This is a genomic window from Pseudomonas sivasensis (assembly GCF_013778505.1).
GTDB classification, from domain to species: domain Bacteria; phylum Pseudomonadota; class Gammaproteobacteria; order Pseudomonadales; family Pseudomonadaceae; genus Aquipseudomonas; species Aquipseudomonas sivasensis.
Window position 1 is genome coordinate 502,189 of sequence record NZ_JAAOWU010000001.1, and the last position, 20,728, is coordinate 522,916.

The following is a 20,728-nucleotide window of genomic DNA, read 5'->3' on the forward strand; positions in this document are numbered from 1 at the left end:
ATTAAAACAGACTGGGACCGCTTCGCGGCCCAACGCAAGCAAGCTCGCTCGCCACAAGAAGCTTACTCACACAAAAACTCTCACCGCAAATGGTCAAGCGCTAACCAATCAACCTCAACTCCTGTGCCCGCGCCACCGCCTGGGTGCGTCGCTCCACGCCGAGCTTGCTGTTGATATGGCTGGCGTGAGTCTTGACAGTGTGCAGGGAGATAAACAGTCGGTTGCTGATCTCCTGGTTGGAGCAACCTTGGGCGATGAGTTGCAGCACTGCCAGTTCCCGGGCGCTCAGACTTTCATGACTAGGTGACGCGTGCACTTCAGCAACGGTAGGCAGAAGTGCCAGAAGGCTCTGATTCAGCAAGCCATGGGGATCCTTGCTGAGTTGCTCGCGCATCCAGTCCGGGTGATTTTCCAGCAGCCTCTGGAAAGGTTGCAACGCCCCTCCGGCGCCAGCCTCAAGCGCTCGGGACAGTACCGGCCGCGCCTTGGCTTCCTGACCGCATTCCAGCAGCAACTGCGTCTGCTGGGCGAATGCCATCAGTGCAATCATCTGCCGCCCACAGCTATGAGCGTGTTGCGCCAGTTCGTCGAGCCGTTGCAAAGCAGCGTCGGGTTGATGACGAATGGCATCAAGCGCGGCTTGTTGCAGCCCGATATGTTGCGGCAAATGCGGGTGGAATTCCGGCGCAGCGGCAGCATGCTCGCCGTTGTAAGTCTGCCCCAGCCGCGTCAACCAGGCATCGGCCAGGTCGGTGCGGCCTTGGGCCAGCCACAGCTCGCATTTGATCAGGGTGATCATCGCCAGATAGTAGATCGGCGGCACGTCCCAGATATGCATCAAGCGTTCGGCTTCGGCGAGTTCGGCGAAGGCTTTGGAAAAGTCATTGCGCCGCCCTTCGAAGCTGGCGATCACGCAATGGCCGATCAGTACGCTGATGTCGCGACAGGCGCGCGCCTCGGCCAGACCCGCCCGCAGGTGAGCGATACCGGCGTCAGGTTGATTACGCATTAACAGCAAATAGCCTTCGTACAACGACAGTCGCGCGCGCACCGCATACAGCCTCTGCGGCGCCAGACCGTGCAAACGTTGCAGGCCCTGACGCACTTCATCAAGGGCACGCAGGATTTCGCCGCGAGCCTGCAATACCCGCGCGCGGTCGTAATGGGCCAGGGCTTCGAACAAAGGGTTGCCGACGCGCTGCGCCAGTTCCAAGGATTCACGGTTCAGGCCACGGGCGCGCCACAAATCGCCATCGGCGATGGCCAAGTTGGACAGCGTCGACAGACACACCAGGCGCTGGCCGTAACGCCGTTGCGGCAGGCTTTCCAACGCCTCACTGCAATAGCGCTGAGTCAATTCACGATCACCTCGGCCCCGAGCGATAATCCCGCTCAGCGCCAGCCATTGGGCCAGCATTGAGCGCTGTGCAGTGGCCGAGGGCGCCGGCAGGAAGCGACTGAGGTACGCGGACAATTCCTCCGCCGCATCCAACTGGCAGGCCAACCCCAAGGCCCAGCTGTACAACACGATCAAGCGCGGTGTGCTGATCAGCAGGCTGTCGGGCAAGTCCATTTTCCAGCGCAGCAACATGCCGACATTCTGCTCGGCCAGCAGTTGCTCTTCGGACAGGTTCTGCACCAGGTTGGCCGCCACGTCGAGGTGCCCGGCGCGTAAAGCCTGCTCCACCGCCTCATCGATCAAACCCTGGGCGTTGAACCAACGACACGCGCGCAGGTGCAGGCTGGCGGCTGGCAATACATTGCTGCTCGCACGGCGGGTACGCAGCAGGTCGGAGAATAAATGATGATAACGGTACCAGTGGCCCTGCTCGTCCAAGGGCACCAGGAACACTTGGTGCGCTTGCAGATAACGCAGGATTTCGGCGCTGTCATGAGCTTCGCGCACGGCGTCACACAGTTCGCTGCAGAAACGGTCCTGGGGCGCAGTATCGAACAGGAACGCCTGCACTTCGGGTGGCAAGCAATCGATCACCTCCTCCAGCAGGTAGTCGCGGATCAACCCTTCTCCACCGTGCAGGCTTTGCGGCAATGCGTCTTCGTTGCCGGCTTCGGAAGCCGCCAGCAGCCAGAAACGCAAACCGGCTACCCAGCCTTCGCTGCGGCGGATCAGGTTGTCGAGGGCCTCACCACTCAGGGAACTGCTGTGGCGATCCAATAGCGCCTGGGATTCGGCATGGGTCAGGCGCAGGTCTTGCTCGTGCAACTCCAGCAAGTGCCGTGACAAGCGCAAGCGTGCCAGATGCCAGTCAGGGCGCTGGCGACTGGTGACCAATACCAGCAGGCCATCCGGCAAATGGTTGAGGAAAAACTGAAGACAACGGTCCAGCACCGGACCCTGGGCCAGATGATAGTCATCCAGCACCAGTAACAATGGCGCGCGCGTGGACAGGTGAACCGCGAGCTCATCAAGCAGGCCATCGAGCCATTCTTCAAAGGCAAAGGGCTGGTGACGCTGACGCATTTTCAGCAAGCCCAGGGATTGAGCGCCGAGTGCGGGGAAATAGTGTTGCAACCCCTCGAGCAGACGCTCAAGGAAGCGCCCCGGGTCGTTGTCCCGAGGGCTCAGCCCAAGCCACAGACTTTGCCAGTGGGCCGGCAGGCTCTGGCAGAACTCCACCGCCAACGAACTCTTACCGAACCCCGCCGGGGCGCTGACCAGCAGCAACCGTCCTTCGAGGCCAGCGCTCAGCCGTTCACACAGGCGGGGGCGCAGCACATAGCCGTCAGGCAGCGGAGGCCTGTAGAAGCGACCTTCCAGAGTCGGGATTACCGCACTGGCAGGCCCTTGGATTCGGGACAGATCAGTCATCGCCGGGCTCTTGTAGAAGGCTGTTGTCGGCATTGCAGATGTCCGCAGACTAGCGGTAAAAGCAGCAGCTTTGTAGATCTTTGCAACATTTGCCTGAAAAAGAACTGAGACAAAAAATATCGCCACAAACAAAAAGTGGGAGGGGGCTTGCTCCCGATAGTGGCGGATCAGTCAATACACGTGCTGACTGTCACACCGCTATCGGGGGCAGGCCCCCTCCCACATTGAGTTACTCGTGCCGCTTAGCGAACACCGTCCTGGCGCAGGGCCGCTGGGGTGAAGTCGCTGGTCGTGGCGGTGAAGCCGAAATCATAGGCCTGCTTCTCTTCGTTCTTCATGCCCAAAGCCAGGTAGCGGCCGGACTGCAGGTCGTAGAGGGTTTCCAGGGCATACCACGGCACCTGTTTGTCGTAGTAGTTCTCGGCATGGGCCTCGGCGACGCGCCACAGTTGGCCGCGACCGTCGTAGTGATCGATCACTGCCGCTTGCCAGGTGTCTTCGTCGATGAAGAAGTCACGCTTGGCATAGATGTGGCGCTGGCCTTCTTTCAAAGTGGCGACCACATGCCAGACACGGCGCAGCTCGTAGCGCGTCAGGTCCTGGTTGATGTGGCCGGCCTTGATGATATCGGCGTACTTGAGTTTCGGATCGTCGATCTTGTAGCTGTTGGAGGCGATGTAGATTTCCTTCTTGCCTTCCAGTTTCCAGTCGTAGCGATCCGGCGCACCGTTGTACATGTCGAGGTTATCGGAGGTACGCAGGCCGTCGGCGGCGGTACCCGGCCCGTCATAGGACACTTGCGGCGCCCGGCGCACACGGCGCTGGCCTGCGTTGTAGACCCACGCCGAACGCGGCTCCTTCACTTGGTCCAGGGTTTCGTGCACCAGCAGCACACCACCGGCCAGACGTGCCGGCGCGGTCACTTGCTGCTTGAAGTAGAACAGCACGTTGCCCGGGTTTTTCGGATCGAAGTCCTTCATCTTGTCGCGGAACACGAACTGGTCGCGGAAGTACACAAGGCTGTAGGAACCGTTGGTTTGCGGCGTGGCCTGGGTCACCAGGCGGGTCACGCTGCCACCGCGATAACGGGTGATGTGGTTCCAGATAACTTCCACGCCGCTTTTCGGGATCGGGAACGGTACGGCGGTTTCAAAGTTTTCCAGGCCGTTGCCGCCCGACACCAGGTTGGTGGTGGTGGCGTTCTTCTTGATGGCGGCGAACACATCCGCCGGCACGGTAGCGCCGCGATGGGTCGGGTAGACCGGCATCTTGAAGGTTTCCGGGTAACGCTTGAACATCGCGTACTGCCCCGGCGCAAGCTTGTCTTTGTACTGCTCGACGTTCTGCGCGGTGATGGTGAATTGCGGTTGTTCACTGGCGTATGGGTTGGCCAGGAAGCCTTTGGCATCCACAGCACCCGCGTTGGTAGGCAGTGGCGACCACTTAGGGATAGTGCCCGCCGCGTTACCGGCCATTTCAGCGCCCATCGGGGTCAGGCTCGTACCCAGCTTGGCGGCTTCATCCGCCGACACTGCCGCCATGACGTTGCTCGCCAGGATCGACAGTCCAAGCACACCGACGTGCAACAGACTTTTGGTTATTTTCATGTTCTGGTTCTTCCTGAAAATACAGTGTGCTTAGAAGTTCGCGCCGAAGCTGAGGGCGACGAAGTCGCGGTCACTTGAGGTGTTGAAGTCGCCACCAAAGAAGTTGGTGTAGGCAAGGCTCGCGGTATAGGTGTTCTGATACTCAGCATCCAACCCCAGGCTCACTGCTTTGCGACCCTCTTCAAAGTTGCCACCAGGACCTGGCGAATAACCACTCACGTCATGGGACCACGCCACGTTGGGTTTGAGGTTCACACCTGCAAAGACATCCGGGTATTCCCAGATTGCGCGGCCACGGTAGCCCCAGGACGTTGAGGTAGTGAAGCCATCATTATTGCAATTGGTAGTACGGTTGCTGGCATCAGCACCAGGACCCGCACCGGTGATCGTGCCGGAGTTAAGCGTTGTACAGAGAGCACCTTGTCCAGGGCCATACACAGGGTCTCGTCCGTAACGCGCTTTGTCGCGGCTTTCCAAGCCACCCACATGCGTCACACCCACTTCGCCGACCAGCGTAAGGCGGCTGGCCCCCATGACCTGATCGAAAAAGTGCGTGAAGGTTGTCTGGAACTGAGTGATTTCTTTACGACGATAGCCGTTCAGGTCGGTGTCGGCAGCGCCCTTGAGCGGAGAAGCAGCGCCCAGACCAATCAACGGCGTGACGCCCGCGTAGAGAATGTCCGTGGTGTTGAGTTGCACAGGTGCGTTTGGTCGGTAGCTGAGTTCTCCGCTCCAGGCGGTGCCGGTAGGTAACGTCGTGGAGAAGCTCAAACCATAAAGGCGAATATCCTCTGGGTACTCGACGAAGTAGCTGGAGTTGCCTGCAACGATAAGGGGACGCAGGCCAACCGCCGGGGTAGGCGTCAGGGCATTGGCTGCCGCGTAAGTACCGGCCGACGCGCCACGCGCACTGAAAATCGGTGCCCGGCTGTGATAGTTCATGAAATAGGCGCCGAACTCGGTGTCCAGCGGTTCGTAGTTATAGTGAAACGCCACGCCGAACTGACCACTGTCGCGCGCATCACGATCAGGCCCACGCTTGACCAACACGCCCTCTTCGTTGACGTTGACCCCAAAGTTGTTCAGCAGCGGCAACGCGCCGGGCTGAGTAGCGAGGAACGAACGCTTGCTGAGCAGACGGAGGTTGTCGGTACAGCCATCGGAAATAACATCAGGCTGAGAGAAGAACGTCCCGCAGTTATCCGTAACAGTCTGGTCCCATTCCAACTGGTAAAAAGCTTCTGCCGACAAGTTATCCGTCAGGGTTTGCGACACATAGAACATATTGACCGGAATCAAGCCTTCCTTGATCTCGGCCCCTGGACGACGGAATGCGGACACGTCGATCGGGTTGACGGAGTTGATGCCGCCGCCGATGAAGGTGCTTTCACCCCAGCTCACTACCTGCTTACCAAACCGCACGTTGCCGGGCTGATCGGCAATGGAATAGTTATGGTAGATAAACGCATCAAGAATCTGACCACCAGAAGACTTGGCGCCCTCTTTGCGATTGTTATCGCTGATGTCCTTGAACTCACGGCTTTCATCCTTGAGTTCAAAGTCGTACCAGTACTTGCCACGCACAAACACACCGGTATCGCCGTACTTCAGTTCAAGGTCGTGAATACCCTTGAAAATTTTCGAGAAGGTCTCACCGCGCTTGAAGTTCAAGTGACCGTCATCGGAGGTCTGGGACAACCCCTTGCCGCCGTTGTTAACGCCGATGAGGTCTCGATCAGGCTTAGCTGTCGACCAACTCGCCCCCACCGAAAGCGACGAGTCAAAACTCCCTTCGATTTCACCGATATTGAAACTGACGCCGAATGCGGGCCCGGCGAGCGTAGAGGCGAGACTGACGGCCAGGGGCAGTCTTGCCCGGCGCCAGAACTGGTTTACTGAGGTCATCGACGCTACTCCATGTGCATTATTGTTATGGCAGTGAGTTCTTTCTGTGATGCTTGTAACGGCCGGAATACAACGATTCCAATGCCGCCTGGCAACTGAACCTCCATGGCCCGAAGCGACGCATCCTTGAAAAACTCTGGGTGGGACTATAGCCAGCAGGGGGTACCGCTTGATCCCTCTAAAGTGTGATTTGCATCACCAACCCGTCTGCCACAGCCCTTTCGCCATGTCGGCGAAGGCCGACGCGGCAAGGATGGCTGAAAATTGGCAAATCACAAGTGAGGGCGCGAGATAGAGCATCGCCGTGCCACGAGGGCACGGCAAATCAGCTCAGAGGGTGGACAGGAAGGTACTGTTGTTGGCCTGCCACTCGACGATGTCAATACGGATACGTTTTTTGTCGAGCTTACCGACACTGGTCTTGGGAATTTCGGTAACAACGGCGATCTGGCTCGGAATCGCCCACTTGCTCAAATGGCCCAGTTCGACAAAAGGCTTGAGGTGCTCCTTGAGCTCGCGGGCCCCTATCACATGGCCATCATGCACCACTAGCAGCGCAAACGGACGCTCGCCCCACTGCGGATCGGCGATGCCCACCACCGCTACTTCGCGTACCGCCGGGTGACGGCTGACCAGGTCCTCAAGGGCCAGGGAGGAGATCCACTCGCCGCCGGTCTTGATCACATCCTTGATGCGGTCGCGGATATCGATCACGCCAAATGCATCCAGCGTGGCCACATCGCCGGTGTGCATCCAGCCGCCGGCCCATAGCTCTGCGCCCTTCTGCGGCTCGTTGAAATAGCCCTCGCTGAGCCACGGCGCACGCAGCACCAGCTCGCCCTGGGACTCGCCGTCGGCGGGCAGGAAGTTGCCCTCGCTGTCGATGATTGCCGCGTCCACCAACGGCCCTGGCACGCCGGCCTTGATGCGATAGGTGATGCGCTCGTCTTCGCTGCCGGCCAGTAGTTCTTCGTTGAGGTGGGCGCAGGACACCAGCGGCCCGGTCTCGGACATGCCGTACGCAGCGGTCAGCTGAATCCCACGCGCCTTCGCCGCCTCATACAACGTGCGATTGAGGGCGCTGCCACCGATGACGATTTTCCAACCGCCAAAATCGACGCCTTGGGCGGCCTTGGCGTTGAGCACCATTTGCAGGATGGTCGGCACGCAGTGGGAGAAGGTGACCTTCTCCTTGCGCCACAGCTCCACCAGGTATTCGGGGTCGTAGCGGCCGGGGTAGACCTGTTTCAGGCCGAGCATGGTCGCCACATACGGCAGGCCCCAGGCGTGAACGTGAAACATCGGCGTGATCGGCATGTACACGTCGTTGGTGCCTAGCAGGCGCACGCTGTCGATGCTGCCCATGATGGTCGACACCCCGATGGTGTGCAGTACCAATTGGCGGTGGGTGAAGTACACGCCTTTGGGGTTACCGGTGGTGCCGGTGGTGTAGAACGTGGTCGCGACGGAATGCTCGTCGAAATCCTGAAAGTCGTACTTGGTGCTGGCGGCAGCCAACAGGGTTTCGTACTCGCCTACCAGGTTAGGCAGCTCGGCCGTTTTTGATTCACCGTCAGTGAGCAGCAGCGTCTTGTCGACGGTGGTAAGTTGCCCGGCGATGGCTTGGTACAAGCCCACGAACTCACTGTTGACCAGCACAAAGCGGTCTTCGGCGTGGTTCATGGTGTAGAGAATCTGTTCCGGCGACAGGCGCACGTTGATGGTGTGGATCACCGCGCCGATCATCGGGATAGCAAACATGCATTCCAGGTAACGATGGCTGTCCCAGTCCATCACTGCCACGGTATCACCGGCCTTTACCCCGGCTTCGGTCAGCACGTTGGCCAAGCGCGCGACCCGCTCGATCAGGGTCGGGTAGGTGTAACGCAGCTTGTCGCGGTAGACGATTTCCCGGGTCTTTTCGTAGCGGGCGCCGGACATCAACAGGCGCTTGATCAACAGCGGATATTGGTACGCACCTTCGGCGGGGGGAATAACACGGGTCTGCAACATACGAATCCCTTTTATGACTGCACGGTCTTGGCTGAACGATCTGCACTGTAGAGCGCTTATGTTTCAGCTAAATCAGCCAAAGGAATGATTTGCAGCCCCCAGTGAATGCTAGCTTTGCGCCATTATCCAGGGACACTAGAGGTCAAATGTGGGAGGGGGCTTGCTCCCGATAGCGGTGTTTCAGTCGACACACGTATTGACTGATCCACCGCCATCGGGAGCAAGCCCCCACATTCGATTGTGCTCACTTGAGACCCGCGTTTACTTCATGCTCGTGAACGCCAGTTTCACGCCGATTGCAATCAACACCGCCCCCATGGTCCGATCAAACCAGTGCCCCATCCGCGCAAAGCCTGCGCGCACGCGCTGCTGGCTGAACAACATCGCCACCAGGCAAAACCACAGCGCCGTCGCCACCGCCAGATACACACCGTAACCGGCCTGGATCGCCAGCGGCGTGTGCGGGTTGATCACTACGGTGAACAGCGACAGGAAGAACAGCGTGGCCTTGGGATTCAAGCCATTGGTCACGAAACCGGCGGTAAACGCGCCGCGCGGGGTGCGCTCGCCCGCTTCACGGTGCAACTCGCCCTCGGCGACAGGCTTGGCCGGTTGCGCGCGCAGGGCCTTGAAGCCGATGTACAGCAGGTAGGCCGCCGCCGCCCATTTCAGGGCGTTGAACAACACGATGGACTGGGAAACGATCAGGCCGATACCGAGCAACGAATAGCCCACGTGCAGAAAAATCGCCGAGCCCACACCCAGCGCGGTCCAGGTCCCGGCGCGACGGCCGTGGGTAACACTTTCGCGAACCACCACCGCGAAATCCGGGCCGGGGCTGGCCACCGCCAACAGGTGAATCAGGGCTACGGTCAAAAACTCGGCGGCGTACATATTCACTCCATTAAGTAACGGATTATTTCATCTGATAGGCTCGGCAGATTACGCCTTCGAACCCTGTCGCAAAAGGTACAGTTGATGACGAACAATCGCCGCGCCGTCTTCCTTGATCACCCGTCTCTGGACCTTGGGGACCTCGACCTCAGCGGTCTGAGAGACTGCTTCAGCGACCTGCAGCTGTACTCTGATACCACGCCGCTGAATGTGATTGCGCGCCTGCAAGGCGTCCAAGTAGTTATCAGCAACAAGATTGCCCTGAACACCGAAACCCTGGCGGCCTGCCCGGACCTCAAGCTGATCCTGGTATCGGCCACCGGCACCAACAACGTTGACCTCGACGCCGCCCGCGCTCACGGCATCACGGTGAGCAATTGCCAAGGCTACGGCACGCCTTCAGTGGCGCAGCATACGATCATGCTGCTGCTCAACCTGGTGACGCGTGTAAAGGACTATCAGCGCGATGTGAGCGCAGGCAAATGGCAAGAAGCCAAGCAGTTCTGCCTGCTGGACTACCCCATCGTCGAGCTTGAAGGCAAAACCCTCGGTTTGCTCGGCCATGGTGAATTGGGCAGCGCCGTGGCGCGGCTGGCCGAGGCTTTTGGCATGCGCGTAATTCTTGGGGCCATTCCCGGGCGCCCTGCACGTGCCGACCGCGTGCCCTTGGATGAACTGCTGGCCCAAGTGGACGCACTCACCCTCCACTGTCCACTCAACGAGCACACTCGCGACTTTATCGGCGCCCGCGAACTCGCACTGCTCAAGCCAGGCGCGTTTGTGGTCAACACCGCGCGCGGTGGCTTGATCAACGAACAGGCCCTGGCGGATGCCTTGCGCAGCGGTCACTTGGGCGGCGCGGCCACCGATGTGCTGAGCGTGGAGCCACCAGTCAACGGCAACCCGTTGCTGGCCGATGACATTCCCCGGCTGATCGTCACACCGCACAATGCCTGGGGCAGTCGCGAAGCGCGGCAGCGGATCGTCGGCCAACTGACGGAAAACGCCCTGGGCTTTTTCAGCGGCGCCCCGCTGCGCATCGTCAGTTGATAAACTGCGCCCCTTTTCAAGGAGCAGACCATGGATCCGCGCAGTGAAGTACTGCTTCGTCAGGCCGAACTTTTTCAAGGCAACCTGCTGTTGGTGGGCTTGCCCGCCGACGACCTGCTGGGTCGCCTGCCCAACGCCCATGGGTGGTGCTGGCATGCCGGTGACCAGGCGGCGCTCGACGCACGCTTCCCGGAACGCAGCCAATTTGGCGTGAATGTGCCAGAGCGTGAGTTCGACGCAGCGGTGATTTTCCTGCCCAAGTCCAAGGACCTCACTGACTACCTGCTCAACGCCGTGGCCGCACGCCTGCCCGGCGCCGAGCTGTTCTTGGTCGGCGAGAAAAAAAGCGGTATCGAAAGTGCCGCCAAGCAGATGATCCCCTTTGGCAAGCCCCGCAAGCTCGACAACGCCCGGCATTGCCAGCTGTGGCAAATCACCGTTGCCAACGCGCCGCAAGCAGTGGAACTGGAGAGCCTGGCGCAAGTCTTCGAAGTGCCACTGGCCGAAGGTCCGCTCAAAGTAGTGAGCCTGCCGGGCGTGTTCAGCCATGGCCGCCTGGATCGTGGCACCGAGTTGTTGCTGGCGCATTTGGACAAATTGCCGAGCGGCCATCTGTTGGACTTTGGTTGCGGCGCCGGCGTGCTGGGGGCTGCGGTGAAACGTCGCTACCCGCACAACAGCGTGACGATGCTGGACGTGGACGCCTTCGCCGCTGCCAGCAGCCGCTTGACCCTCGCTGCCAATGGGCTGGAAGCCGAGGTGCTCACCGGTGATGGCATCGATGCTGCACCGATGGGTCTGAATGCGATCTTGAGCAACCCGCCGTTCCATGTCGGTGTGCACACCGATTATTTCGCCACCGAGAACCTGCTGCGAAAAGCAGCGAAACACTTGGCAAAAGGTGGCGAACTTCGCCTGGTAGCTAACAGTTTCCTGAAATACCAACCGCTGATTGAAGAGCATTTGGGCGTGTGTGCGATCAAGGCCGAGGGCAATGGTTTTCGCATCTACCGTGCCAAACGCGGCTGATGGCTATTTGAAAAAGAAGGCTTGCCGAATGGATTTTGCCTAGGCAGAATCCGCTCCGTCCTAGGGGAGTAGTCTCCCACGAGCGCCACGCTCGTCCGGCATACGTCAACATACTTGGTCAACAGACCATGGCGTATGCGACCCAGGAGTCCGCACAGACGGACCGGGGTTTGACAAGACCTATGACACGCACACCTTACCCGGGGCGGGAAGGCTGTACGTGTCATAGCCGTGTCGACCCGCCCCTGGAAACTTACCTGATGCTGGATTCATTACTCGTTCCTACCGCAATCGTTGCCTTGGCCGAAATCGGCGACAAGACGCAACTGCTCGCGCTCATTCTCGCTGCTCGCTTCCGCAAGCCTTGGCCAATCATCGCCGGCATCGTCGCCGCGACCCTGGCCAACCATGCGGCTGCCGGCGCAGTGGGGGCCTGGTTTGGCAGTTTTTTCTCGGATGCGGTGTTGCACTGGATCCTCGCAGCGAGCTTCTGCGCCACTGCGCTGTGGACACTGGTGCCAGACAAACTCGACGATGACGAAGCCAGTACCACGCGCAAGTTCGGGCCGTTCCTGACCACGCTGATTGCATTCTTCCTGGCGGAAATCGGTGACAAGACTCAGATCGCCACGGTGATGCTGGCCGCGCAATATCCGGAGCTGTGGCTGGTGATTATCGGCACCACTCTGGGCATGTTGATTGCCAACGTACCGGTGGTTCTGGCGGGGAATTTCGCGGCGGAGAAACTGCCGCTGACGTTGATTCGTCGACTGGCGGCTACGGCGTTTTTTGTCCTGGCGATCGTGGCGGTGTACAAGGCCATGCAGAGCAGCGGGTGGATCTAAGGATCTAAGCCTGCAAACCCAATCCAATGTGGGAGGGGGCTTGCCCCCGATAGCAGTAGATCAGTCAATGCATCTGCTAACTGACCCAACACCATCGGGGGCAAGCCCCCTCCCACATTTGGATCTTCATCAAGCCTTAGGACTTCTTGGCCTGTTGATACAACGGCATCACCTTAGGAATCGCCGCCTGCAAGGACGCGATTCGGCTGTCCGACGCCGGGTGAGTACTCATGAACTCCGGTGGCGAGCCTTCCGATGCCTTGGCCATCTTGTTCCACAGCGTGATGGCGGCGTTCGGGTTGTAGCCGGCGCGAGCCGACAGTTCCAGGCCGATCAGGTCCGCTTCGTTTTCATTGCTCCGGCTGTTGGGCAAGGTCATGCCGTAGTTGGCGACCGTGTCCGCCAATGCCAGGCTATCTTGACCCAAGCCGAACAACGCACCAGCCCCCTGCTTGGCGATCTCGATACCGTACGCCTTGGACATTGCCTCACGACCGTGCTCGCGCAAGGCGTGGGCGATTTCATGGCCCATCACTGCTGCCAACTCGTCATCGGTAAGCTTGAGATTGTCGATCAGTGCGCTGTACACAAAAATCTTGCCGCCAGGCCCACAGTTGGCGTTCATCTCATCGCTTTTGATCAAATTCACTTCCCACTTCCACTGCGCTGCATCAGGACGGAAGGTGGGCGCCTGGGCGATCAAACGCTTGGCAATTGCCTGCACGCGCTTGGCGTTGGCGCTGGTCTTGTCCAACTGGCCTTTGGTACTGGCTTCACCCAGCGTCTGCTGGTAGGACTGGGCATACATCTGGTCGACTTCCTGACTCGACAGCATGCTGAACATGTATTGCTTGCGCTCAACCCCAACGGCGCCGCCGCTGGTGGTATTGACCGACTGACACCCAGCCAGCAGCATCGCCGCAGCCAATACACTTACCGCCAATGTTCTTTTCATCAACACTCTCTCCCTGAAAAAGACGCCCTGAAAAACGCCCTCAAAACATGGCGCGTATCGTAGGCGCTCATTTGTATCAGCGCCAGATACAACAGACGCGTAACCGCGGATTTTCGGATACATCCCACGGCGCCTTCAGGTTTAGGCCGGAGTCAGGCACTCCGGCCCATTGAGCTTGGGATCGTTGACCATATTAGCCAGGACCCGCTCGCGCAGTGGGATGGGCTCACTGGCCAATAGACCTTGCAGCACATGCAACGGCGTCTCGGGATCGAGCCAGGCGGCCTGCCCTGCGGCATCAAGAATCAGCGGCCGGCGCTGGCTCTGGGCCGCCTGGGTCACCACCGCCGTGCTCAACCACACTTGTTCCTGCACAGGGTAGGCCTCCCAGATCGCCGCAAAAAACAACGTGGAGCCTTCCCCCGGCGTCAGCCAGTACGGGCGTTTGCGCTGGGTGCCGCGCCATTCATAAAAACCATTGGCGGGCAGCAGGCAGCGGCGCTGGCGAAAGGCCTCGCGGAACATCGGCTGCTCGGCCAGGGTTTCGGCGCGAGCATGGGCCGGGGTGCGGGAAAGGTCGGTCAGCCAGGGCGGCGTCAGGCCCCAGCGGGCGCGGGCCAGGGTGTGATGGCCGTCGTTCAGGCGCTGGATCAGCACCGAATCATTCGGGGAGATGTTCCACTGGGCCTGCTGGTCAGCCGGAAAGCCTGGCAAGGCAGCAAAGGAGGGATTCCAGCGAAACAGGGCATAACGTCCACACATGGGGCAACACGACTCTTGGGTAAACCGGCCGACAGCCTAACAGACCAGCACGTCGGGGAAGCTGTCGGGTTCATCACCCGGCAGCGGTTGCGCCCCGATATAGGCAGTAATCAGCTCCCGGGCATCAGCCGCCCGGTCATTGTCTACTTCCAAACCCAGAAGACCGAAGATCGGTAGCTCGCCGGTGCCGCCGAGCAAATGGCGCCCCACCAAATGTGCTTCGATGCCTTCGCTGGCGAGCATCTGTTGCAGCAGCTCGCCTTCCATCAGGTTTTCCGGTTCGTAGATTCGCTGCATGAGCTTGCCTGTTATTCGTTTTCACTGCGGGTTTCAAGCATCCACTCTTCACCATGGACCTGCAGGTCGAAAATAATCGGTCGGCAACACACCTGACAATCTTCTATGTAGGTCTGATCACCGCCGGATAAATCCACCGCTGTCTCTACCGTTTCACCACAATAAGGACAATCGTACGTCGTAGTTTCCAGCATCGCAGCCTCCAAGGTGACTTGTGCGTATAATCGCCGGTCTATTTACAGGGCTATTTCCGGCCGAGCCCATTACTCGGGCCGCACCCTGATATTTCCTCTACTTACCCTAGCCGTTTCTAACAAGAGAGCATGATGGGCGAATTCGATACCATCCGACCTTACAACGACAGCGAAGTCCCGGCAGTGCTGGACCGACTGTTCAGTGACAAGGCCTTTCTGGACATCCTGACCCACTTCCGCTTCCCGCGCTTTGCCGGCGCCCTGGGCTGGCTGCTCAAGCCGATGATTGCCCGCAAGCTGCGCCGTGAATTTGCCGGCGTCACCACCGTGGCTACGCTGCAGGACAAAGTCGAGTACTACGTCGACCATACCATTGACCGGGCGACCGATGGCGTTACCTACACAGGCGTCGAACAGCTCAAATCCGGTACCGCTTACCTGTTTCTGGCCAACCACCGCGACATCGTGATGGACCCGGCCTTCGTCAACTATGCCGTGTACCACGCCGGCCTGCCGACGCCACGCATCGCCATCGGCGACAACTTGCTGCAAAAGCCGTTTGTCAGCGACCTGATGCGCCTGAACAAGAGCTTTATCGTGCACCGCTCGATCACCGGGCGAAAGGAGAAGATGGCGGCGTTCAACCTGCTATCGGCCTACATCAATCATTCGATACGCAACGACTGCCAGTCGATCTGGATCGCCCAGGCCGAAGGCCGCGCCAAGGATGGGGATGACCGCACCGAGTCAGCCATCCTCAAGATGTTCCATGTCAGCCGCAAGGACGAGCCGTTTGCCGAGGTGATCCAGTCACTGAACCTGACGCCGGTATCCATCAGCTACGAGTACGACCCGTGCGATGCAGCCAAGGCCCGCGAGTTGTATATCCGCGCCACCACCGGGACCTACGTCAAGGCACAGGGTGAAGATGACGTGAGCATTGCCCTGGGCATCACCGGCTACAAAGGCCGCGTGCACATCAACTTCGCGCCGCCCATTAGCGAGCGCTTCGAAGACACCAAAGTGCTGGCCGTGGAAATGGATCGGCAAATTCTCGGTGGTTATCGGCTATTCCCGGTGCACTACCTTGCGTACGCCCAGTGGAGCGATGCCGACCCGCAGTTGCAGGTGCCGAAGGCGGCCGACGTGTTCCCGGCCGATGAACTGGCCAAGGCGAAGGCGGAGTGGGAGCGGCGCTTGAACGAATGCCCGGCGGAACACCGACCATTTTTGGTGGTGCAATATGCGACGCCGGTGCGTAATCAATATCGGGTCAAGGCCGGAATCCCGCTGTAAACACCGATCAGAAAATGTGGAAGGGGGCTTGCTCCCGATAGCGGTGAGTCAGCTAATGAATACTTGGCTGACACACCGCTATCGGGGGCAAGCCCCCTCTTACATGGGTTCTGCCGTGTTTTAGATTCGGGTGCTGAGCCAGGAAATAGCCAGCGCCAGCACCAGGCAGGCGAACCCGATGCGGTAAGCCACACGATTTGCCCGCTCGGTACGCGCATCCAGGAACAGCATGGGCTGATCGATCGCGCGCGCTTCACTTTGCGCAGCCAGGTCAGCCATGGCGCGCTGCTCGCGCAGGCGGGTGATGGAGAGCAGCGCTGCACCGGAGCAGGCCACCAATAAAGCCACAACATTGATCAACAGTGCGGGCAGCGCCATCGCAAACCTCGGGTGAAACGGTGTCTGGGTATCGGTTCCGATATCAACCTGAACGGTAGTGGCGGCCAGCGCCAAACCGCTCCATCTTCCATGGACGGCTAATGTATCCAGTAATTTACGGCGTCACCTGAACGTCACCTTAACAAGCCACTCTGTTGCCCTTCGAACACTCAGGAGCTTGTCATGCTGCACGCGCACAACCAGGATCGGCTGTATCTAATTGCTCAAAGCGATGAGCAGGAGGCGCTGGTCGGCAGCCTGGCGTTCAACGTGCAGGACCGCCATTGGCTGGTCTATTGCGCCCTTGGCGGGCACCAGCATGCAAACTCGCCAGAGGCCGACCTGTTGACGGGTGTGAGCCTGCTGGACTTCTGTATTGACACCGCCGCGTGAAACTGCAGACGAAAAAAAACCGGGCTCATGACTGAGCCCGGTCTTTATTTGGACGGTTACTGCGAGCTGAGCAATGAACCGATGCTTGGATCCTTGAACAGGCGAGTCAAGGCGTCGCTCAGGACGTCGCTGACCAGCTTGGTGTTGGTTTCCTGGTTCGGCGACATACCGAAACGCTGGTTCAACGATGCGCCGTAACGACCGCTATAGCGACGGGTGCCAGCGGTGACATCGGACTTGAAGGTTGCGCCGATGGCGGCTTCAGTCACATAGAGACCTTCTTTAGGCGACTGATACTTCAGCTCAGCCAAGGTGATGGTCAACTGAGGAGCGCCCGGCGCGTTGGCGCTCGGGGTAAAGCCCAGCAGGCGCACGGCGGCTTCGGCCTGAGCTTGCAACTTGGGCAGCACGTCCTGACCAGTCACCGAGATAAGCGCGGTCTCCGGGTACAAGCCCCCGCGAGAGCCCAACGTTGGCGAAGGACGACCATCCACAACACGCACCGACACCGGCTGACCATGACCCACTGGCCCCAACTGCGTGGTGAGCTTCGGTTGCGGGCTCAGTTGTTGCGGGCTGTTGGCGCAGCCAACCAAGGTCAAACTGGTCACAGTGATCAAACCGAACAACAGGCGTTGCAACATGCGCTTCTCTCCAGAAATCAGGTACCGACAGGCCGGCAGTATAACGGGGCGCCCCCGCAGGGAACTAGCGTCAGTTACAACCTATGACTCGTCGGCTCGACAGCGGTTCGCTGTCACCGATATGTAATAGCCGTTACATGGGCTCGTCATCCTCGCAAGGCATGCTTGGCCTCAATCTCAGGAGGTCTATCGCCATGCATTTTCTCTGGACGCTGTTTACGCGCAAACCTGCCCTTCGCCAGTTCGCCCGGCTTGATGCGCAAGGCCGCTGCCAGGCCTTTAAAGAGTGCAGCCAGCCGCCTTTGGGCGACGGCTGGGTAGAAATTGATGAAATCCGCCTGAGCTGGATGCACCACCCGCTGCCCGCCGGCGCCCGTGTCAGCCCACGCCCGGCGCGGTCGCCGCGGCACCAGCCGTTGGCCGCCTGACCGAAGACCTAATAAAAGTCATAAAACACGCCCATTTCCCTGACGTTCTTCGCTACAATCTCCCCCCGATTATAAGGACGTCTCCTGATCGGGCCTCGCAGCATCGTTAATGCCTCGGTATTAACTCCAAGAATCGCCCACAGAGAGCCGCCCACACAGATCGAGTGAAGCTGGCGCGCTTGCTGTTTCCTTTGCAAACCACCCGCCTTTACCGAATCTGCCAGAGCTGCCATTGCGCTCGGCCACTTGAGTTGTTTGCCCGTATTGCCGCGTGTCGGCAGATGTCTTGCGGGCCAAGTGCCAGGCTGAGGCAGCCCTTTTTTGAGGTTCACGTCTTCAAAAGAGCGTGAAAAAACGGGTTTTCACAACTTCACAAGAGTGTGGCGAGCAAATGAATAGTTTGGCGTTTGTAAAAGCACCATCAGCGTCTGGAACAGCCCAACCACACAGGACTGAGTACTCCTCAACAACCGGAGCTTGAGCCTGTCCGCTACGGATTGATTGCACGAATCGCACGCTTTGACCATAAGTCGAATTGCCACAGGCGCCCATGAATGCGTTCATAGGCAGATTAGGCCGGGCAGGAAGCGTGCGCCGAAGTTGCAAAGAATTGCGAAACGGACATGGCGATCCTGGCCATGGGTAACCTGGGGCAACACGTGAACCGCCCCGTCACTCCTGGCAGCCATGCCGTCAATTTGGTGCTGCAGATTTTGGAGACGCGTTAAATGGCGCATAACGAAGCAGTCGACGTAGTACTGGTAGGGGCCGGCATCATGAGTGCCACCCTGGCCGTATTGCTCAAAGAGCTCGACCCCGGCCTCAAGCTGGAAGTCGTTGAGCTGATGGATTCGGGTGCAGCGGAGAGTTCCAACCCATGGAACAACGCCGGTACCGGTCATGCCGGTCTGTGCGAGCTGAACTACACGCCGCAGGCCGCCGATGGTTCCATCGACATCAAGAAAGCCGTGCACATCAACACTCAGTTCGAGGTGTCGAAGCAGTTCTGGGCGTACCTGACCAAAAAGGGCACCTTTGGCTCGTCCAAGTCCTTTATCAGTCCGGTGCCGCACCTGAGCTTCGTACAGGGCGACAAAGGCGTGGACTTCCTCAAGAAGCGCTTTGAAACCCTCAGCCAGCACCACGCGTTTTCGGACATGCACTACACCGAAGACCGCAGCGAAATGGCCGAATGGATGCCGCTGATGATGCCGGGCCGCCCGCTCGACGAAAAAATCGCTGCCACTCGCGTAATGAATGGCACCGACGTCAACTTCGGCGCCCTGACCAATCAGCTGCTTGGCCATCTGACCAGTTCCCCGGACGCCCAGGTCAAGTACAGCAAGCGCGTGACCGGCCTCAAGCGCAACGGCGCCGGCTGGACCGTGAGCATCAAGGACGTCAACAGCGGTACCAGCCGTGAGGTGGACGCCAAGTTTGTATTCCTCGGCGCCGGTGGCGCGGCGCTGCCGCTGCTGCAAGCTTCGGGCATCGAAGAAAGTAAAGGCTTCGGCGGCTTCCCGGTCAGCGGCCAATGGCTGCGTTGCGACAACCCGGAAGTGGTCAAGCACCACCAGGCCAAGGTCTACAGCCAGGCCGCCGTCGGCTCGCCACCGATGTCGGTGCCGCACCTCGACACCCGTGTAGTGGATGGCCAGAAATCCCTGCTGTTCGGGCCATACGCCGGTTTCACCACCAAGTTCCTCAAGCACGGCTCGTTCCTAGACCTGCCGATGTCGATTCGTGCCAGCAACATCGGACCGATGCTAGCCGTGGCCCGCGACAACATGGACCTGACCAAGTACCTGGTCAGCGAAGTGCGTCAGTCCATGGAACAACGCCTGGAATCCCTGCGTCGCTTCTACCCTGAGGCGAAAGCCGAAGACTGGCGTCTTGAAGTGGCCGGCCAACGGGTGCAGATCATCAAGAAAGACCCGAAAAAAGGCGGCGTGCTGCAATTCGGCACCGAGCTGGTAGCGGCCAAAGACGGCTCGCTGGCGGCGTTACTGGGCGCGTCCCCAGGCGCTTCGGTGACGGTGTCGATCATGCTGGAACTGATTGAGCGCTGCTTCCCGGCCAAAGCCGCCGGTGAGTGGGCAGCCAAGCTGCACGAGATCTTCCCTGCCCGGGAAAAAGTGCTTGAGACTGATGCCGAGCTGTATCGCAAGATCAACACGCAGAACAACATCAGCCTGGAACTGGTTGAGCAAAGCAACGAGGCCGAAAGCTACGCTTGAGGCCTGGCTGCAATAAAAAAACGCCCCTCGGGGCGTTTTTTTGTGGCCGGGATAATCAGCCGCGAGCGTTTTTGATCAGCTCGATGTAATCGTCCGCGTTGCGCTGATCCTTGATCAGATCAACAAAGGTCTGGCCATGCTCATCCTTGCCATCCAGGTCCAGGCCGGCTTCCTTGAAAAAGCCCAGGAAGCGCTCAAAGTCGTCGATACGCAGGCCACGATAGGCCTTGATCAGTTTGTGCAGGGACGGTGAAGTCGCGTCGACCGGCTCGAAGTCCAGGAACAACTTGATCTGATCGTCGCCGATCTCATCGCCAATCACCTGTTTCTTATCTTTACGCATTACCGACTCCAGCCTGCAGACATTTACACGGGGTTTGAAGTCTACCTGCGAGCCGCGGGCTTCGAAAGCGCTGAAGAACCAATGTGGGAGCAATCCCCCGCCACATTTATTCTTCATTGTTAGCGCTACTTGGTACGTACAACGCCGGTATGCAGGTCCGCCCAGATATGGCCGTTGGCGTAACTGAGGAACTGAACATACACCGTGTCATTGCGCAGCAAATCGACGATCACCCGGTACTGGGCCACCGGATAAGACAGCGTCAGGGTCTTGCTCTTGTCGTCAAACACCGGCTTTTTCAGGCTTTTACTTTCGGCATCGAAGTTGAGCACCACTTGGCTGATGCTCGCACCTTTGTTCAGGGGCTTGCCCTTAAGCCGGAGCATCAGTGGCGAGGTCACCGGGATAGGTTGCTGGTTGGATTGGCGCTGGTTGCCCACCACCACCGCGTACTCCGTGACTTGCAGCAACTGCTGCTGGTCAGGGCTTTCAGTCCGCAGGGTGAGGTCATCGGGAGGCAGAAATTGACCATGCATAGGCGCCGGTGCGGCGGCCAGGGGCAAACTCAGGGTCAGCGCCAGGGCGGCGCAAGTGCGAATCAACAGGCTCATGGACAGCTCCAGACGCA

General features: G+C 59.3%; 20 protein-coding genes and 1 riboswitch. Of the genes, 7 read left to right on the forward strand and 13 right to left on the reverse strand.

Annotated elements, in window-relative coordinates:
• Positions 1-100: 100 nt before the first annotated feature.
• From G9Q84_RS02215 to G9Q84_RS02235, 5 genes are all read right to left on the reverse strand, one after another.
• Complete coding sequence (locus G9Q84_RS02215) at positions 101-2,830, reverse strand: winged helix-turn-helix domain-containing protein (protein WP_181642829.1); 2,730 nt, start codon at positions 2,828-2,830, stop codon at positions 101-103.
• Positions 2,831-3,072: 242 nt separating this feature from the next.
• Positions 3,073-4,437 carry a DUF1329 domain-containing protein gene (locus tag G9Q84_RS02220; protein WP_032886307.1) on the reverse strand — a complete coding sequence of 455 codons (1,365 nt, stop codon included), beginning with the start codon at positions 4,435-4,437 and terminating at the stop codon, positions 3,073-3,075.
• 30 nt (positions 4,438-4,467) lie between these two features.
• The gene (locus G9Q84_RS02225; RefSeq protein ID WP_181642830.1) at positions 4,468-6,342 is read right to left on the reverse strand and encodes a DUF1302 domain-containing protein; all 1,875 of its coding nucleotides are present in this window, start codon (positions 6,340-6,342) and stop codon (positions 4,468-4,470) included.
• A 330-nt stretch (positions 6,343-6,672) separates the two neighbouring features.
• Positions 6,673-8,355 (reverse strand): fatty acid--CoA ligase, encoded by a 1,683-nt coding sequence (locus G9Q84_RS02230; RefSeq protein WP_095183859.1) that lies wholly within the window; start codon positions 8,353-8,355, stop codon positions 6,673-6,675.
• A 261-nt stretch (positions 8,356-8,616) separates the two neighbouring features.
• Positions 8,617-9,249 carry a LysE family translocator gene (locus tag G9Q84_RS02235; RefSeq protein WP_016978297.1) on the reverse strand — a complete coding sequence of 211 codons (633 nt, stop codon included), beginning with the start codon at positions 9,247-9,249 and terminating at the stop codon, positions 8,617-8,619.
• Between the two features lie 84 nt (positions 9,250-9,333).
• Here G9Q84_RS02235 and G9Q84_RS02240 point away from each other — a divergent pair, with 84 nt between their 5' ends.
• The 3 genes from G9Q84_RS02240 (at position 9,334) to G9Q84_RS02250 (ending at position 12,173) form a co-directional block, all read left to right on the forward strand.
• Complete coding sequence (locus G9Q84_RS02240; RefSeq protein ID WP_181642831.1) at positions 9,334-10,299, forward strand: 2-hydroxyacid dehydrogenase; 966 nt, start codon at positions 9,334-9,336, stop codon at positions 10,297-10,299.
• Between the two features lie 30 nt (positions 10,300-10,329).
• Entirely contained in the window at positions 10,330-11,328 is a 999-nt protein-coding gene (locus G9Q84_RS02245) for a class I SAM-dependent methyltransferase (RefSeq protein ID WP_122680351.1), read from the forward strand.
• Positions 11,329-11,378: 50 nt separating this feature from the next.
• Positions 11,379-11,500, forward strand: a riboswitch (yybP-ykoY riboswitch).
• Between the two features lie 88 nt (positions 11,501-11,588).
• Positions 11,589-12,173 carry a TMEM165/GDT1 family protein gene (locus G9Q84_RS02250; RefSeq protein ID WP_005784895.1) on the forward strand — a complete coding sequence of 195 codons (585 nt, stop codon included), beginning with the start codon at positions 11,589-11,591 and terminating at the stop codon, positions 12,171-12,173.
• 136 nt (positions 12,174-12,309) lie between these two features.
• Here the strand turns inward: G9Q84_RS02250 and G9Q84_RS02255 are convergent, their stop codons facing one another.
• From G9Q84_RS02255 to G9Q84_RS02270, 4 genes are all read right to left on the reverse strand, one after another.
• Entirely contained in the window at positions 12,310-13,128 is an 819-nt protein-coding gene (locus G9Q84_RS02255; RefSeq protein ID WP_032886302.1) for a M48 family metallopeptidase, read from the reverse strand.
• Between the two features lie 141 nt (positions 13,129-13,269).
• The gene (locus tag G9Q84_RS02260) at positions 13,270-13,890 is read right to left on the reverse strand and encodes an SOS response-associated peptidase (RefSeq protein ID WP_095183857.1); all 621 of its coding nucleotides are present in this window, start codon (positions 13,888-13,890) and stop codon (positions 13,270-13,272) included.
• 36 nt (positions 13,891-13,926) lie between these two features.
• Complete coding sequence (locus G9Q84_RS02265) at positions 13,927-14,187, reverse strand: putative signal transducing protein (RefSeq protein WP_095183856.1); 261 nt, start codon at positions 14,185-14,187, stop codon at positions 13,927-13,929.
• An 11-nt stretch (positions 14,188-14,198) separates the two neighbouring features.
• Positions 14,199-14,381: a CPXCG motif-containing cysteine-rich protein gene (locus tag G9Q84_RS02270; protein ID WP_081797681.1), complete on the reverse strand. Its 183-nt coding sequence runs from the start codon at positions 14,379-14,381 to the stop codon at positions 14,199-14,201.
• A 132-nt stretch (positions 14,382-14,513) separates the two neighbouring features.
• Here G9Q84_RS02270 and G9Q84_RS02275 point away from each other — a divergent pair, with 132 nt between their 5' ends.
• Entirely contained in the window at positions 14,514-15,677 is a 1,164-nt protein-coding gene (locus tag G9Q84_RS02275; protein ID WP_181642832.1) for a 1-acyl-sn-glycerol-3-phosphate acyltransferase, read from the forward strand.
• Between the two features lie 120 nt (positions 15,678-15,797).
• Here G9Q84_RS02275 and G9Q84_RS02280 read toward each other — a convergent pair whose 3' ends face one another.
• Positions 15,798-16,055 carry a hypothetical protein gene (locus G9Q84_RS02280; RefSeq protein WP_095184310.1) on the reverse strand — a complete coding sequence of 86 codons (258 nt, stop codon included), beginning with the start codon at positions 16,053-16,055 and terminating at the stop codon, positions 15,798-15,800.
• 183 nt (positions 16,056-16,238) lie between these two features.
• Between G9Q84_RS02280 and G9Q84_RS02285 the strand changes: the two genes are divergently transcribed.
• A complete protein-coding gene (locus G9Q84_RS02285) occupies positions 16,239-16,448 on the forward strand; it encodes a hypothetical protein (RefSeq protein ID WP_122680353.1) in 210 nt (69 codons plus the stop codon).
• 56 nt (positions 16,449-16,504) lie between these two features.
• Here the strand turns inward: G9Q84_RS02285 and G9Q84_RS02290 are convergent, their stop codons facing one another.
• Complete coding sequence (locus G9Q84_RS02290; RefSeq protein ID WP_181642833.1) at positions 16,505-17,092, reverse strand: YajG family lipoprotein; 588 nt, start codon at positions 17,090-17,092, stop codon at positions 16,505-16,507.
• A gap of 194 nt (positions 17,093-17,286) precedes the next feature.
• Here G9Q84_RS02290 and G9Q84_RS02295 point away from each other — a divergent pair, with 194 nt between their 5' ends.
• Positions 17,287-17,520 carry a hypothetical protein gene (locus tag G9Q84_RS02295; RefSeq protein WP_032886296.1) on the forward strand — a complete coding sequence of 78 codons (234 nt, stop codon included), beginning with the start codon at positions 17,287-17,289 and terminating at the stop codon, positions 17,518-17,520.
• Positions 17,521-18,248: 728 nt separating this feature from the next.
• Complete coding sequence (gene mqo, locus G9Q84_RS02300; protein ID WP_181642834.1) at positions 18,249-19,757, forward strand: malate dehydrogenase (quinone); 1,509 nt, start codon at positions 18,249-18,251, stop codon at positions 19,755-19,757.
• A gap of 55 nt (positions 19,758-19,812) precedes the next feature.
• Here mqo and G9Q84_RS02305 read toward each other — a convergent pair whose 3' ends face one another.
• Entirely contained in the window at positions 19,813-20,100 is a 288-nt protein-coding gene (locus G9Q84_RS02305; protein ID WP_095183854.1) for a PA4642 family protein, read from the reverse strand.
• Between the two features lie 125 nt (positions 20,101-20,225).
• On the reverse strand, positions 20,226-20,711 hold the full coding sequence (locus G9Q84_RS02310; protein ID WP_032886293.1) for a hypothetical protein: 486 nt from the start codon (positions 20,709-20,711) through the stop codon (positions 20,226-20,228).
• Positions 20,712-20,728: the final 17 nt, after the last annotated feature.

What these genes read in the sequence shown, in the direction of transcription:
- G9Q84_RS02215 (WP_181642829.1), bottom strand. Translation starts at nt 2,830, where the DNA reads ATGACTGATCTGTCCCGAATCCAAGGGCCTGCCAGTGCGGTAATCCCG.
- G9Q84_RS02220 (WP_032886307.1), bottom strand. Translation starts at nt 4,437, where the DNA reads ATGAAAATAACCAAAAGTCTGTTGCACGTCGGTGTGCTTGGACTGTCG.
- G9Q84_RS02225 (WP_181642830.1), bottom strand. Translation starts at nt 6,342, where the DNA reads ATGACCTCAGTAAACCAGTTCTGGCGCCGGGCAAGACTGCCCCTGGCC.
- G9Q84_RS02230 (WP_095183859.1), bottom strand. Translation starts at nt 8,355, where the DNA reads ATGTTGCAGACCCGTGTTATTCCCCCCGCCGAAGGTGCGTACCAATAT.
- G9Q84_RS02235 (WP_016978297.1), bottom strand. Translation starts at nt 9,249, where the DNA reads ATGTACGCCGCCGAGTTTTTGACCGTAGCCCTGATTCACCTGTTGGCG.
- G9Q84_RS02240 (WP_181642831.1), top strand. Translation starts at nt 9,334, where the DNA reads ATGACGAACAATCGCCGCGCCGTCTTCCTTGATCACCCGTCTCTGGAC.
- G9Q84_RS02245 (WP_122680351.1), top strand. Translation starts at nt 10,330, where the DNA reads ATGGATCCGCGCAGTGAAGTACTGCTTCGTCAGGCCGAACTTTTTCAA.
- G9Q84_RS02250 (WP_005784895.1), top strand. Translation starts at nt 11,589, where the DNA reads ATGCTGGATTCATTACTCGTTCCTACCGCAATCGTTGCCTTGGCCGAA.
- G9Q84_RS02255 (WP_032886302.1), bottom strand. Translation starts at nt 13,128, where the DNA reads ATGAAAAGAACATTGGCGGTAAGTGTATTGGCTGCGGCGATGCTGCTG.
- G9Q84_RS02260 (WP_095183857.1), bottom strand. Translation starts at nt 13,890, where the DNA reads ATGTGTGGACGTTATGCCCTGTTTCGCTGGAATCCCTCCTTTGCTGCC.
- G9Q84_RS02265 (WP_095183856.1), bottom strand. Translation starts at nt 14,187, where the DNA reads ATGCAGCGAATCTACGAACCGGAAAACCTGATGGAAGGCGAGCTGCTG.
- G9Q84_RS02270 (WP_081797681.1), bottom strand. Translation starts at nt 14,381, where the DNA reads ATGCTGGAAACTACGACGTACGATTGTCCTTATTGTGGTGAAACGGTA.
- G9Q84_RS02275 (WP_181642832.1), top strand. Translation starts at nt 14,514, where the DNA reads ATGGGCGAATTCGATACCATCCGACCTTACAACGACAGCGAAGTCCCG.
- G9Q84_RS02280 (WP_095184310.1), bottom strand. Translation starts at nt 16,055, where the DNA reads ATGGCGCTGCCCGCACTGTTGATCAATGTTGTGGCTTTATTGGTGGCC.
- G9Q84_RS02285 (WP_122680353.1), top strand. Translation starts at nt 16,239, where the DNA reads ATGCTGCACGCGCACAACCAGGATCGGCTGTATCTAATTGCTCAAAGC.
- G9Q84_RS02290 (WP_181642833.1), bottom strand. Translation starts at nt 17,092, where the DNA reads ATGTTGCAACGCCTGTTGTTCGGTTTGATCACTGTGACCAGTTTGACC.
- G9Q84_RS02295 (WP_032886296.1), top strand. Translation starts at nt 17,287, where the DNA reads ATGCATTTTCTCTGGACGCTGTTTACGCGCAAACCTGCCCTTCGCCAG.
- mqo (WP_181642834.1), top strand. Translation starts at nt 18,249, where the DNA reads ATGGCGCATAACGAAGCAGTCGACGTAGTACTGGTAGGGGCCGGCATC.
- G9Q84_RS02305 (WP_095183854.1), bottom strand. Translation starts at nt 20,100, where the DNA reads ATGCGTAAAGATAAGAAACAGGTGATTGGCGATGAGATCGGCGACGAT.
- G9Q84_RS02310 (WP_032886293.1), bottom strand. Translation starts at nt 20,711, where the DNA reads ATGAGCCTGTTGATTCGCACTTGCGCCGCCCTGGCGCTGACCCTGAGT.